This is a genomic window from Sphingobacterium sp. UBA7625 (assembly GCF_002484085.1).
GTDB lineage: Bacteria > Bacteroidota > Bacteroidia > Sphingobacteriales > Sphingobacteriaceae > Sphingobacterium > Sphingobacterium athyrii.
In genome coordinates this window covers 268,705-281,813 of sequence record NZ_DLJD01000003.1, presented here as the reverse complement: position 1 = coordinate 281,813, position 13,109 = coordinate 268,705, and the positions used below count along the sequence as shown (strand labels likewise).

The 13,109-nt window shown below is 35.8% G+C and carries 13 protein-coding genes; 5 read left to right on the top strand and 8 right to left on the bottom strand.

Going from position 1 to position 13,109, the window contains the following annotated elements:
• Positions 1 to 160: 160 nt before the first annotated feature.
• From B4G94_RS01180 to B4G94_RS01170, 3 genes are read right to left on the bottom strand one after another with little or no spacing between them, the layout of a single operon-like run.
• Complete coding sequence (locus tag B4G94_RS01180) at positions 161 to 697, bottom strand: antirestriction protein ArdA (protein ID WP_286856624.1); 537 nt, start codon at positions 695 to 697, stop codon at positions 161 to 163.
• Positions 698 to 724: 27 nt separating this feature from the next.
• A complete protein-coding gene (locus tag B4G94_RS01175) occupies positions 725 to 997 on the bottom strand; it encodes a hypothetical protein (protein WP_124533578.1) in 273 nt (90 codons plus the stop codon).
• A gap of 24 nt (positions 998 to 1,021) precedes the next feature.
• A complete protein-coding gene (locus tag B4G94_RS01170) occupies positions 1,022 to 1,426 on the bottom strand; it encodes a single-stranded DNA-binding protein (protein WP_124533580.1) in 405 nt (134 codons plus the stop codon).
• 828 nt (positions 1,427 to 2,254) lie between these two features.
• On the opposite strand from B4G94_RS01170, the gene B4G94_RS01165 reads away from it, so the two are divergent.
• The 5 genes from B4G94_RS01165 to B4G94_RS01145 all read left to right on the top strand — a co-directional run bounded on the left by B4G94_RS01165 (position 2,255) and on the right by B4G94_RS01145 (position 7,890).
• A complete protein-coding gene (locus B4G94_RS01165; protein ID WP_286856622.1) occupies positions 2,255 to 3,508 on the top strand; it encodes a C10 family peptidase in 1,254 nt (417 codons plus the stop codon).
• A 7-nt stretch (positions 3,509 to 3,515) separates the two neighbouring features.
• Positions 3,516 to 3,983, top strand: a complete 468-nt coding sequence (locus B4G94_RS01160; RefSeq protein ID WP_124533584.1) for a hypothetical protein — start codon at positions 3,516 to 3,518, stop codon at positions 3,981 to 3,983.
• A gap of 524 nt (positions 3,984 to 4,507) precedes the next feature.
• On the top strand, positions 4,508 to 5,713 hold the full coding sequence (locus tag B4G94_RS01155; RefSeq protein WP_124533586.1) for an SAVED domain-containing protein: 1,206 nt from the start codon (positions 4,508 to 4,510) through the stop codon (positions 5,711 to 5,713).
• Entirely contained in the window at positions 5,700 to 7,037 is a 1,338-nt protein-coding gene (locus tag B4G94_RS01150) for an SMODS domain-containing nucleotidyltransferase (RefSeq protein ID WP_124533588.1), read from the top strand. Before B4G94_RS01155 ends, B4G94_RS01150 begins: the two co-directional genes overlap by 14 nt.
• Positions 7,038 to 7,080: 43 nt before the next feature.
• Positions 7,081 to 7,890: a hypothetical protein gene (locus tag B4G94_RS01145; RefSeq protein WP_124533590.1), complete on the top strand. Its 810-nt coding sequence runs from the start codon at positions 7,081 to 7,083 to the stop codon at positions 7,888 to 7,890.
• Between the two features lie 81 nt (positions 7,891 to 7,971).
• On the opposite strand, the gene B4G94_RS01140 is transcribed toward B4G94_RS01145, so the two are convergent.
• From B4G94_RS01140 to B4G94_RS01120, 5 genes are all read right to left on the bottom strand, one after another.
• Positions 7,972 to 10,086, bottom strand: a complete 2,115-nt coding sequence (locus B4G94_RS01140) for a S8 family peptidase (RefSeq protein ID WP_286856621.1) — start codon at positions 10,084 to 10,086, stop codon at positions 7,972 to 7,974.
• 28 nt (positions 10,087 to 10,114) lie between these two features.
• Complete coding sequence (locus B4G94_RS01135) at positions 10,115 to 10,561, bottom strand: hypothetical protein (protein WP_286856620.1); 447 nt, start codon at positions 10,559 to 10,561, stop codon at positions 10,115 to 10,117.
• A 360-nt stretch (positions 10,562 to 10,921) separates the two neighbouring features.
• Positions 10,922 to 11,209 carry a hypothetical protein gene (locus B4G94_RS01130; protein ID WP_286856619.1) on the bottom strand — a complete coding sequence of 96 codons (288 nt, stop codon included), beginning with the start codon at positions 11,207 to 11,209 and terminating at the stop codon, positions 10,922 to 10,924.
• Positions 11,210 to 12,024: 815 nt separating this feature from the next.
• A complete protein-coding gene (locus B4G94_RS01125; RefSeq protein ID WP_286856749.1) occupies positions 12,025 to 12,294 on the bottom strand; it encodes a ribonuclease E inhibitor RraB in 270 nt (89 codons plus the stop codon).
• 301 nt (positions 12,295 to 12,595) lie between these two features.
• On the bottom strand, positions 12,596 to 13,105 hold the full coding sequence (locus B4G94_RS01120; protein WP_124533602.1) for a hypothetical protein: 510 nt from the start codon (positions 13,103 to 13,105) through the stop codon (positions 12,596 to 12,598).
• Positions 13,106 to 13,109 lie beyond the last annotated feature (4 nt).

Sequence of the window (13,109 nt, the reverse complement as noted above, 5' to 3'; positions counted from 1 at the left end):
GCAGGTCATTATCTGCTGAATTGCTCCCTGCTCTCCGCTGAGTGAGGTTACTTTGACCTTGAAAAAACCTGTATCATGTTTCAATGTTATTTTGAATGTTTCCAGTACCATTTTTTTAGATTTATAGGCGACTGCTTTCACAGTCGCCTGTGGTTAAAGTTTAGTTATAGAATACGTGTCCGTCCTGGCTCCAATAGCTTCCGCAGAAAAGATCCCTTGCGTAGGCTTCATAATCAAAATACTCTTTCGCAAAATCGCTGAGGTCTGAACGACCTTCTACCAGTTCCCGTGCAAAATCCTCCTCACTGTCGTAATGGGCTACATAATCATCTTTAAAATCACTGATAAGCTCGTCAATGTCACTTTTGGAAAAGTCCTTGTGATCGTTGTCACACCAGATTAAAAATGCTTCAAGATCGTTATCGTCAAGATTTCCGAGGGCTTCCAATACTTCAAAAGTGTTTTCACATAACCATGATTCGCCTATTAAGCCTTTGGGTATATGTTCGTAATCTTGAAACATAAACTCTGGGTCTTCCTCGTCACTGTGCAACTCGGCGCAGGCTTCGTAAAACTCGCCCCTATCTGCATAATCGGACAGTTTTAGCCATTTTCCGAAAATTGACCCATCGTTATATTTAGCGTATGTTCCAACGTAAATACTAGCCTGTGTTATATCTATTTGAATTGTTGACATGATGTTAAATTTTTGAAGGTTTAAAGATTAGTTTGCACTTTCCACAAGCTGTTTTAATTTGGCTTTTACCGCCCTTGCAACCTCTCCGCGCCAAGTTGTCGCATTTGCAAGGAAATAATTAATTATGGAGCTTGCCGAATCTTCGTAATAGTTGTCGTTTACGCTACTGAGTGAGCGCATTGCATCCAAATAAGGCACAGCCCCGAAATAGACGTTTTTCCAGTCTTTTGTGACCAATAGGGCAATGTGTGCTATATTATCCGGTATCTGTACCCCTGTATTTTGGGCTGATTTTTTCATAATGAATTTTAGATTTGGGTTGTTTTAAAATGGTAGATCATCGTCATTATCTCCCGCAAATACGGGCGAAGAGTTGCCAGATTTTACGGTTTCTTTTTTTACAGATTCTCCGCCCTGTTTTGTGTCGCCACCGTGAAAAACTATTTCTGATACCTGAAAATTCAGTCCTGCCTTTAGGTTGCCTTCTTTGTCTACCCACGCTCTAGGGCTGACCCGTCCCGAAAGTTCTACAATAGTGCCTTTTGTGAGGTATGGGGCGATGTTTGGGGTTCTCCAATATGCGCAGTCAAAAAATGTGGGCTGACTGATTTTTTCGCCTTCTTTGTTTCGGAAGGTGTGCCTGATCGCTACGCCAAAATTGACGACCTCTTTGCCGTTTGAAGTTGTTCTAACTTCTGCTGTTCTTGTGATTTTTGCTGTGATGTTCATAACGTTTTGTTTTATTGTTTTACATTGCTTGTTATGTTCTTCCAGTCCTTCCGAGGCTCGGCCCCGATATTATTTTCAAAAGAAAAAAAGGAAAAAAAGAAAGCAGACAAACAGATCATACAACTGCGTAGACCAAGAGAAAAAATGATTTAATGGGGGGTCCCTTTGGGAGGAAACCGTTCATTCACTTTTTTCTCTTGGTGGGATGTGGGTCGGATGGATGAACTAACTTGGCTGCCTTTTTATCCTTTTCTTTGAAAATGATATTCATTGAATTTCTATGCATAAAAAAATCCGGATATTTAGTTGTCCGGACATCAGAGATTTGAAAGGCAGATGTTGGGAACTGTTTTGGTATCTGACTTACAATTTTCTGATCATGGGGAGCCAAAAGCTCTTTTATGGGACGGAAAGAAGCCAGGAAATAAATGTGCTTTGGTGTGCGTGATGGGAAACATACAATAATGCGTGAGCGATTGAAGTGGATAGCCCACAGCTCAGCGAGGACTTGGAACAAAAAGCGCGGTCTGAATTAGACACACCCCAGTTAAAAAGAAGCTATACCATAATTTCAACATGCTCCTAGGAAAAATCATAAAAATTGGATCATGCTTCATTTATTGAGGAACCTGAAAATTTGTTATGAAATTGTTGGACTTTCTAATTTTCTAAGCCCTAAAATCAATTCGTAAAAAAAATTGCGAAATCGTACTTGATTTATTGTTTTCATTAACTTTTATAGATTAAAAACAAGTTATCTATTTCTTTAATTAAAGTTTATGATTATTTTTATTGTATATTTATAATACTAACCATAAAAACTAGATTATGAGAAAAATTTATTTGTATTTAGCTATTCTTATCTTCTTTTCATGTAACAGGGAGGATATTAATACGGATAAGTCAAATGATGAGAATTATGTTACCTTAAAGGAGAGCAAATCAATTGCTGACTCTTTACAGCAGTACATATTACATAGGAAAGCAAAAGCCAGTGCGGGAATTAATAAAAGCCGTAATACAGTTCTAGAGAAAGAAATAGTAGGTAGTGATGGAACGGTTGTCATGCGTATATTTAACTATACCGAAGGCGGCTTTATTATTTTAGCAGCTGACCGAAGAGCAAACCCTGTGCTCGCATATTCAGACGAAACTTCCTTTTCTTCAGATACTGTGCCACTTGCTACAGATGCATGGCTGAATGACACGAAGCTTGAAATTGATGCTATAAAAGCAAGAGGAACCCAGGGAACAAATGTTGCGGATATTCTATTGAAGAAAGCCAAATATACACAGCTATTATCCGGTAACATGGTCTCTACTATAAAAACAAAGGCAGTTGGAGGAAATGTCGCAAAACCGCCACCCCCAAAATGTGAGGATAGTGATTTTGTAAAAGGTCCACTTCTTTCAACAAATTGGGACCAAATCGGTGGCTATAATAATTATATGCCGGCGAAAAGTTGCACTCCTTATTATTGCAATGGTAAAGCTTTTACAGGTTGTGTAGGCACTGCAATGGCACAGGTCATGAGATATCATCAGTATCCAACTACATTTAATTATAGCATTATGCCCAGTAGTGTGCCAAATTATTCAGATGTTTCTGCAGGAGCAAATGAAATCTCTAAACTCATGTGGCTGGCAGCGGATGCAGTTGGTTCAGATTATAAGTGTGATGGAACTGGAGCGGCTGCAGATATAAGTGATATTTCCTCTACTTTTAAAAGTATTGGGTATTCCACTTCTGCAACTTCGGGTGATTTTAATTCTGCGACAGTTTTGAGTGAAATAACAAGTAACAGGCCCGCTATATTATCAGGTTACAGTACCAAAAGCGGATCACTTTTTCCTACATACAGCGGCGGACATGTATGGGTAGTAGACGGAGCACACCACCTCATAACATGTCCTGAAACTTTGCCTGATGGTTCAACAGTTGGCGGAGGGGGTTATCTGTGGTTCCACATGAATTGGGGATGGGGGGGGTCGCATAACGGCTGGTTCGGTTATGCCGATGCAAATTCAGGTAATGGTAATTACCAATATAAACGACAAATGGTTTATAATATTCATAAATAAGATCAATATGAACAAGTTATTGTTAATAATCGTAAGTGTTCTTTCTTTCTTTGGATGTAAGAAAGAGGAAGCTAAGCAAACAAACCTATATGACAAGGTTCAGCTAAATTTAGTAGATGAGAATGGTGTAAATGTCCTTAATTCAAAGTTGACAATAGCTGATCTGGATCTATATTACGTCACAAGTACTGGTGATAAAGTCCTTCAAAATCATGAAAACCTGGATTTTCCAAAGAATATGAATATTGTAAATGATGGGCAGGCGAAGATGTTGATTGTGTTTGCAAATGTAGAAGCACAAAATAATGAGTATGCTGAAAGCATATTAAAAGTTAAAGGTTATGATGATATAACAATTAAGGTTAAGGTTCAAAAAAATGGCGGTAGCCTTGGATATTCCGACTTATTTTTAAATGGAAAAAACATACCTGTAGATTTAAGATCTAAACCTATTAAGTTACAGCTGGAAAAATAGTCGCATTAAGATATACAAAGACCACAAATCAGTGGTCTTTGTGATTTACCGCTTTACAGATTAAAAAAACGTTACTTCTCCCATATTAGGACTGATAACTGAATGCTTATAGCAACAATGTTCATTTGGTCTATTAAAATTCAGGAAACATCCCTCCTTTCTCAATTTCACTTCTACGTTGCTGCTTCCATTTAAATCCTTAATAAAGAAGTTTATAACATTCGTAAAATTAAACCATTAAAGCCATGATCAACCACAATATATATTTGTTGGTCAGATGCACATGGTTCCGGACAAGATTTATAAATTTTAATCAAGGAACCATCTTATTATTATAGAAATACAGACGCCATTAAAATTAAAATCAACAAAGCACACAATTGCATATTTAATAAGCATCCAACTTATTATAGAAACATATAATTAAGACATAAAAGTCCTTAAAAAAAGTGTTTTCATATTTAGTAGGAAATTCAAATTATATCTAATATTTTTAGTATTTTTAAGAAAAACTATTAACCTTTATGGCAAAGAAAAAACTCAGAATTGAAACTGAAAATTTTATAATTGAAGATCGGCCACCTATCAAACAAGATGAGAAATTTAAACTATATGTTAGGTCTGGAGGCAGATGTGCAATGTGCAACAGGTATTTAATTGATCTTCAAACTGGCATCAACCTTGGAGAAATGGCTCATATCGTTGGTTGGACGAATAAAAAAGGATCACCAAGAGGCTTGTCATCCATGCCGCAGGAAGAACGGAACTTTGAAACTAACTTGATTCTTCTATGTCCTGAACACCATAAAAAAATCGATGATGCCAAAATGATAAATGATTATACGGTTGAAAGACTAATTGCAACAAAAAAGGAACATGAAAGTAGAATTCACCATCTTACAAATTTGCCCAAAGATTCAGACACTGTAGTTTTAAGAATGCTTGGAAATATACGGGGAACTGCTGTTGAATTGTCACAAAGGCATGCTTTGGATGTTGTCTTCAAGGAAGAAAATCGTGCTGCTGTGTTTATAGATAGCTTTGATAAACAAAGCATTGAAATTGACCTTACCAAACTTCCTGAGCCAGAAGAAGATTGGGACGGATATTGGAGTCTCGGACAAAAAACAATAGATCGAGAACTTAGCAAGTTTGAAGAAGGAATCCGTTCAGGATCAATAAGGCATCTTTCAGTTTTTGCTATAGCTAGAATTCCACTTTTAGTTTATTTGGGATATAAACTGGGCGACAAAATCCCGATGTCTTTGTATCAAAAACACAGAGGTGAAGAAGAAACATGGGGCTGGATTGATCAGGATGAAAATATTGATTTTGAAATAAGTAAAATTCAAGAAGTTGATTCAGACGATGTGATATTGATTTTAAGCATAAGTGGTAGTGTTGACAATGCAAGGTTGCCGCAAACTTTGGTAGATAAATCGAATATTTATGTCATCAAACCCTCTTCTGTAATCCCAAATCGGAATATTTTTAATTCAAAAAAGACGTATCAAAATTTTGTCAGGAGATATCATGAATTTCTGAGTCAATTGGAAGTAGACCATAAAGGCTGTGATTCAATCCATGTCTTTCCAGCTATACCTATTCTAGCAGCAGTTGCATGCGGAAGGGGAATTATGAGAAATGTTCACCCTTCTTTACTTATTTACGATTTTACCGGAAAGGACTATTTACCAACCCTAACTGTCAATATTCATGAAACTAATTAAATACTTTAAAAACTTTCTAGAGCAAGAGGTAAATTTAAACCCGACCAGGATCAAAAATTTGGATGAACGAACAGAAGCAATCACAAATTTTCTTGAAAACAGCACATTATTTCAGGATAATTTCATTGATGTAATACCGCAAGGTTCATATGCCCATAAGACTATTATTAAGCCAGTAAATTCTTATGATGAATATGATGCAGACGTTTTATTATTTGTGGAGGAATTTGAGGATTGGAAGCCATGTGAATACGTAGAAAATTTATATTCTTTATTCCGAGATAGCGCAATTTACAGAAATAAAGTTAGCAGAAAATCGAGGTGTGTTACTATTACCTATGCGAATGATTTTCACATGGATGTTGTACCTTTTGTTGAAAGAAATGATAAAAAATGGGTAACGAACCGACATGAGGATAGGTTTGAAGTAACTGACCCTGAAAAATTTACCGAATGGCTAGATGAAAGAGGAAGAATCACGAAACACCACTTTGTCAAGGTTGTAAGAATCATAAAATATTTGAGGGATTACAAAAAGACTTTTTCTGTGAAATCAATTATTCTCAACACTTTGTTAGGGATGCAGGTTGATGATGTAGCACTAATGGAAGATCCTAAATGTTATGATGATGTCCCTACTACTTTATATACTGTAATGAAGAAGCTGAAAAATTATGTTTCATCTCATTATTATATGCCAACCATTGATGATCCTGGGGAAACAGGGGAAAACTTTGGAGACAGGTGGGATCAGGACGGTTGGGCAATTTTCAGAAATAAGATGATGTATTATGCTGATAAAATAATAGATGCATACGAAGATCCAGATTTAAATTCCAGCTTGGCAAAATGGAAGGCAATTTTCGGTGAAGGGTTTAAAAAGGCTGAAACTGAAAGTTCAAATGTAAAGCAAATGACGGACAACAGTTATGTGGAATTCACAGATACAGAGCAAACGCTTGCTGACAAAAATATTGCTTTGGAGATTAACCCTGCTTATAAAGTTAAATTAACTGGCAGAGTAACAAAGAAGAATGGCTTTCGTACGTTTACTCTTGCAGAAAGAGGCGGTCGAGTAGAGAAAAAAAGATCAGTTGTATTCTCCGTTAGATGCAACGTACCGGAACCATATGATATTTATTGGAAAGTACTGAACCGCGGAGATGATGCATTAAAAAATGACTGTATACGTGGTCAGATCGAGAAGGGTTTTGATACGAGAACGGAGCCAACCAGCTTCTGGGGAAACCATTATGTCGAATGTTATATTGTAAAAAATGGAATTTGCGTTGCAAAAGATAGGCAATCAGTTTTTGTAATTTAAGGTTTTAAATGTGTAAGTATTAAGTTCATAAAAGATCCTTTTAATGGCATATAAATATTCAGATCTAGAAAGAATAAAATGGTTGAAAAACTTAAACCCTAATTTTAATGAGCAGGACTGGTATGGTGAAGTAGTAGTCCATTTCAGTCATATCCGTCATTTACAGTTCTTTAGACAAACTGGGACGTTTAAAGAAAAAATAGATCCTGCGAAAATTTGCGGAATTGATTATTCTTATGGGTACAATTGCATCATGTACAAACCTAAAGATTGGCGTTATCATTGGCTGCAATTTTTTACTGATCTTCGAAGGCTAGATCGTGTCATAGATAATTTCCCAACTAAAGTGAAAGTAATTCATCATATACATTTAGCGGAAGAAGCAAAAACAGTTGTCCAGTATGGAAATCATTATTTTACAATTGGGGGTCAGCATCGTTTATGTCTTGCTAAATTTCTGGAAGTACCAGTAGTAGAAGTTGACGTTATCAAATATGAATTGGACAGAAATCTCTTCAGCAGAGAAATGCGGTTTAGGAAAATAATTCCTGAACTTAAACAAGCGGGTTTCTTATCCGAAGATTATGAGGGAGATCACACGCATGATTTTTTTATTTTGGAATTTGCTGAAGACAATGTTGTTATCAAAAAAAAATATGCTAAGTATGTATTGGAAAGATATGCTACTTTAAAAAAAATGCCCTTAAAAGGTTTTTTGAACTACCTTAAATTTACAAACACTCAATATTATGAACGAACCAGAGTTAATGAAGATACTCAACTTTATCTCTTGGATACTTATTTATTAAAACACATCAAAATGCAGAAAAAAGTACATTATGAGAATCCATAAGGCCAAATGTAAGAAATGAAAAAGGGTAGAAATTTATTTCTGCCCTTTAATATTTATAAATTTTAAGAAGAATGGCTGTTTTTAAGACCACGGATTGGGAAGACCAGTAAGATAAAACTTAACATTAACTGGTCCACAAGGAAGACCCAGTTTTACTTCTAAAATACCTGTGGGATCACCTGTTGTATACACTAACATAGCATTAGAATAAGGAAAAACAGTAAGCGTTGGAGGTGCTGAAATAACCTCCACTGATGTTACCCCGTTGTTACTGTCTGACCAACCCTGGTTATCAAAATAAAGTGTCGCGGTATTAGGAGGATTAAGTGTTGTTTTCCCGACTGAGGGGGCATATCCAAATAGGATTGTTATTGGGGGCACACCACTAGGATAATTTTTTAGTATACCAAGTGTTCTATTTGGGTTGTTTCCGTCTGCCCAGTATCGTGTCATTACATCTGCAGGATTTGAGGATACCGCCCAAACTTCTTGGGGATACGAACCTGCAACTACAACTTTCTGTCGAGGTTCTGTGCAAGTATTAGATAAGTTAGCTGTTAAAACTGTACGTCCTGCCTGACCACTTGGGTTTGTTACCAATCCTGCCGCATTGACTGGAAGATTTGGATTATTAGAGTTCCAAGAGGTCACAGTTGTTCCAGCTGGTAGGTTCGCAACATTATATTGCGATTGTGAACCACAAAAGGGGGTGGAACCTTGAATACTGTAATACGAAGCAAAAAAGTTAGCTACATTTATTACACCATAACCATATTCCAATGTTCTATCGGTAGGTTTAACACCAGTAGCAACATGAGTTTTGTCACAATTAAAATCTATTGCATCGCGCAACTGAACACGGGTCATTGAAGGTACAGCTGATAATATCAGTGCTGCACAACCTGCTGCCACTGGAGTAGCTGCGGAAGTACCTGAAAAATACCAATAACTACCATCGTAAATAGTTGTAAAAATACTTTCACCAGGTGCTAAGAACTCAACATATCCGTCATAATTCGAGAAGGTTGATAAGACGCCATTGCTATCTGATGATCCTACAGCGAAAACATTGGCGTGACGGGCGGGGTAATGAATAGGCGAAAGCCCTCCGTCATTGCCCGTGGCTCCGAGCATAATACCACCTTTTCCACCTCTGCCATTTATTGTAAAATTGTTAATTTTAGTATCAAGAGAACTAGACGGATTTCCTAATCCTATTGAAGCACTTATAATGTCGATGCCATTATTAAAAGCATAATCCATTCCACCGACCACCCATGAATCAAGGGAAGAAAAGGTAGGATTATTAGGATTACTTGTGGGATTATAGCCTACCCGGATCTGGTAAAGGCGTGATTTGAAAGCAACACCTGCAACCCCGATATTATTATCACCCACTGCGAGGGCACATCCAGCACAGGGTGTTCCATGTCCATCGGCTCCTAGTGGTCTACCTGTGGGGTCGTAGCTACCTGCATGATTTGCCTGAAGATCGGGATGGGAAGTGTTGATTCCTACATCCATTATACCTATTTTAATATTCTCTCCCTTTTTCCAGCACCAGGCGCTGTTTGCTCCTATACTTGGAATATGCCATTCCAACGAAAGATTAGGATCATTGGGCGTGTAAACTAGCGTATTAATTGAGCGGAAGAAGTTAGGTTCTGCAAAGGCAAAATATCCACTTTCAAAGAAAATGTTAGCTATATCCATTGGGTCGAGGTTCCCTTTTAAATCCAAGGTCAATAGATATATATCATCTCCCATTGCCTCTGTTTTAATTACCCCATATTCTTCGTAAAGCTTTGAAACATTTTCCAGCTGAAATCTTCTTTCTATCTGTACCAAGATCTGAGGTGTTAACCCCATTTTCGTGTTGGCTTCACCAATAAATACCTGACTTATATTTTCTATTTCAGGTTGATCAAAATCATTAGAGAAATTGTAGATAAAAGCTGCTTCTCTATCCAATGTAACCCAGACATATTTATCTTTTGACAGATTTTCAGCATCTAGATTTTTAAATACAGAAGAGTCTTTGGCAAATGCATTTAACAATTGGATCTGTTGCTCAGGTTCCTTCTCCTCTTTAAAGGTAATAAGTAAAAGGTTTGGGTCAACATCCATATAAACCCTTTTTCCATTATAATAATAGTACCTGCGCGTCTCGTTTAATAGTTCTGATAAATTTCTCATAATAATATTGATTTATTTGGTTAAAAAATTATTTCATAAGCTGGACTTTGCCTTTATCGTAATTCAATTTAACATCATTAAGTAGCACTTCACCTACAATCGGATTGGAACATGGGCCATCGGAATTTTTCATTTTCACCACCAATTTATCTGCTGGTGTCTCACCGATATGCATCATGAGTGTATCCGCCAAAAGTTTATTATCGGGTGAGATTTTAAAATATCTTTCAGTTCCGGTTCCTTCAACGGAAGGCCGAATAGTATCTTTTTTAGCTGTGTCTTTTACCTTAAAAAAATAGATATCCTTTATTTGGTAAGTGGGCGCAGTAGAGAAAAATAGATCTTTGCCCGATTGAGCACCTATGACATTAAAATCAAGGTAAACTGGCGTAATCTGAAAGGTACAACCTATTTTCTCGTCATTACTTTTTGAGCATCCCAGAAAAAAAGAAGATGCAATAATTAACGTTGACATTGTTTTGAATAATTTCATGGCTATAAATTAATAAATGAGTAACAATTTTGTCCATACCTGCTAACTGACAGGAATGACCTGGTTTATAATTATTTTTAAAGGTAACGGTTGAAGACCGGGAAATGCTACAGCTCTATTTCAATCAATGATGAATTATATGATTAAATTACGAATATTAGATTGAAAAAGAAAATTAAATACCTGTAAAGAAAATAATATATTCTAAGAAGTGTTACATTTCCGTTAATACATCGGGATGATTACTTAATCTTCCTAGTGGCGAAGATGTGATTCTGGTCCTAATTTGCTGACTTGACTATGGCATTTAATAATCCTATTATGTAAATAGTTAAAATTGATTTAGAATTGTGGCGATAAACCTTCTACAATTTTCCAATCATCAGCAGTTTTATCGTATCTCAAGCGCCATATTTTCTCTGGGACTTTGATGCCGTCACCTGTTGAGTATTCACCCAACCTTATAATTACTTCATTTGAAAATATCTCATCAATTGCAGCATATGCTTTTTCACCACCTTCAAATTCAGCGATTGCAGGAATCGACCTTTGATCCGGATCTGGATTGAATAAAAATTTAGCTGAACATCTGACATAGACCTTACTATCCTGAAAAATTATTCCATTCATATCTCTAGTATTAAAGAATTTAACAATTCGATAAAAACCTAACAACCGTTGGTATGCACATAAAAACCACAAACAGCATGGAAAGTATATAACGTATGGCTTTTCCTTTTGTTTTATCATTTCCGATAAAATACAGACTAGTAGGTTTTGGAAAAAAAAGATGACAGCTAATGTAGTACCTAGAGGAAAGTTTCAAACGTTTTGATATTTGTACTGCTTCCAGACCGATTTTATTCTAAGATGTTTATTAGACCCATAAATATTATTAGTATGATCACCGATGAGAATTTATTGCTGCAAAATGGAGCATTTTATGAGCAATATCCTGCGAAAGCGATTATTTTTCAAAGTGGAAATATGCGTAATTACAAGAGGTCATCTATCATCGGAAAAGATCAGCCGATATATCTGTTGATCATTTACTGTATGTTCAGATACAGCAATTTTTACACATTCTGATATAATTTCAATTATTATATTTTCAAAAATATTACCCATGTAATTATTTGTCAATGATTTACCACGATTAAAGTTAATCATTTTTAATTTTTGAAAGGTAAAAAAAGAAACCACCTTTCGGTGGTTCCCAAAAACATTCACATCAACATTTATTACGAGAATTTCAGATCTATTTTGAAATACCCGACTTCTATTTTATTGTAACCAAATAATCTGGTTTTCATTAAAGGCATCAATAATACGCTTGCTTAAATATGGTACAACTACTTGGACACTAATTATACCTTGATTTTCAAGTTCCTTAGAAAGAACAGTTCTTTTACTTTAAATCTACTGTTTTTTCCGCAATTTGCTTATCATTCTTTAAAGCTCATTTGCCAACCATCAAATTCGCACTCGCAATTATCAGCTATTTTATACATTGCCTCACTCCAAGAATATATCTGTTTTTCATTAATCGACAAAGGCGAGGTAAGACCTGTAATTACAAATTCTTTATTATCAATGGAACGATGATATTCTGAAGTATATGTCATCGTTTTTAGATTAGATACCACCTTGTTTGCTTTGCTGTCAGAGGAACAATAAAAGTAATATTCAAGTTTGTGTTTTGAGTTTTCAACAATACCGTTTCTATTATAGGTTGTTTATAGCGTTAGAAATTAATTTATAATCTGGTTTTCGCAAGTTAGAATTTGCCTGAGCAGTGGTGATGATATTAGGTGGGTTAATAATTTGAGTATCATTCTTCTTACTGCACGAAAAATTAATTGTGACAGCAGTTAAGATTAAAATTAGGTTACGCATATATTTATTTTTAACATTCGACTCCATTTTAATACTCAGATATTGAGTATCATTAAATAGAACAAAGAATTTTAATATTACCCCCGCCTAAGCAGGGGTGAATAAATTACATATACTTGTTTATTGAAAGTCAGGATAAACAAAATTAAATTTTCCAGTTCTTATGCGCTCTACAACCATGAGAGGAGGTATAACAGCACCAATTTCAGCGTTACGGTTTTCCCCGTTCAATTTTCCAACATTTTTAAAATTTTTGTCATTAATCTTCCAAACGTACCAGTCTTCAGAAATAAAAACCTGAGGTTTTCCTGGGCCATGGCCGGCATCATTAGTCCCTCTAAAAAGGACACTATTTATATTAGGATAAACAGCATAGTTACCTTCAGGATTAAATAAGCCTTGCTTCACACCAATATTAATTGGAGTATGGGTATGGAAATCAATTTCTCCTGAAAGTAATTCTTTAAAATCAGGTACTTGATCTTTTAAATATTCCTGTTTATAGGACCTGATCACATCACTATTTAGTTGGGTAAGGTCATTTGCAATGTATTGGAAGAATTTTTTATTTCCATTGTCTAATTCTACAGAGAATATGTCTCCAATTTTTGTAATTACTCGTTTTGCCATTTTA

What these genes read in the sequence shown, in the direction of transcription:
- B4G94_RS01145 (WP_124533590.1), top strand. Translation starts at nt 7,081, where the DNA reads ATGGCATATAAATATTCAGATCTAGAAAGAATAAAATGGTTGAAAAAC.
- B4G94_RS01180 (WP_286856624.1), bottom strand. Translation starts at nt 697, where the DNA reads ATGTCAACAATTCAAATAGATATAACACAGGCTAGTATTTACGTTGGA.
- B4G94_RS01175 (WP_124533578.1), bottom strand. Translation starts at nt 997, where the DNA reads ATGAAAAAATCAGCCCAAAATACAGGGGTACAGATACCGGATAATATA.
- B4G94_RS01155 (WP_124533586.1), top strand. Translation starts at nt 4,508, where the DNA reads ATGGCAAAGAAAAAACTCAGAATTGAAACTGAAAATTTTATAATTGAA.
- B4G94_RS01170 (WP_124533580.1), bottom strand. Translation starts at nt 1,426, where the DNA reads ATGAACATCACAGCAAAAATCACAAGAACAGCAGAAGTTAGAACAACT.
- B4G94_RS01135 (WP_286856620.1), bottom strand. Translation starts at nt 10,561, where the DNA reads ATGTCAACGTTAATTATTGCATCTTCTTTTTTTCTGGGATGCTCAAAA.
- B4G94_RS01130 (WP_286856619.1), bottom strand. Translation starts at nt 11,209, where the DNA reads ATGAATGGAATAATTTTTCAGGATAGTAAGGTCTATGTCAGATGTTCA.
- B4G94_RS01120 (WP_124533602.1), bottom strand. Translation starts at nt 13,105, where the DNA reads ATGGCAAAACGAGTAATTACAAAAATTGGAGACATATTCTCTGTAGAA.
- B4G94_RS01140 (WP_286856621.1), bottom strand. Translation starts at nt 10,086, where the DNA reads ATGAGAAATTTATCAGAACTATTAAACGAGACGCGCAGGTACTATTAT.
- B4G94_RS01150 (WP_124533588.1), top strand. Translation starts at nt 5,700, where the DNA reads ATGAAACTAATTAAATACTTTAAAAACTTTCTAGAGCAAGAGGTAAAT.
- B4G94_RS01160 (WP_124533584.1), top strand. Translation starts at nt 3,516, where the DNA reads ATGAACAAGTTATTGTTAATAATCGTAAGTGTTCTTTCTTTCTTTGGA.
- B4G94_RS01165 (WP_286856622.1), top strand. Translation starts at nt 2,255, where the DNA reads ATGAGAAAAATTTATTTGTATTTAGCTATTCTTATCTTCTTTTCATGT.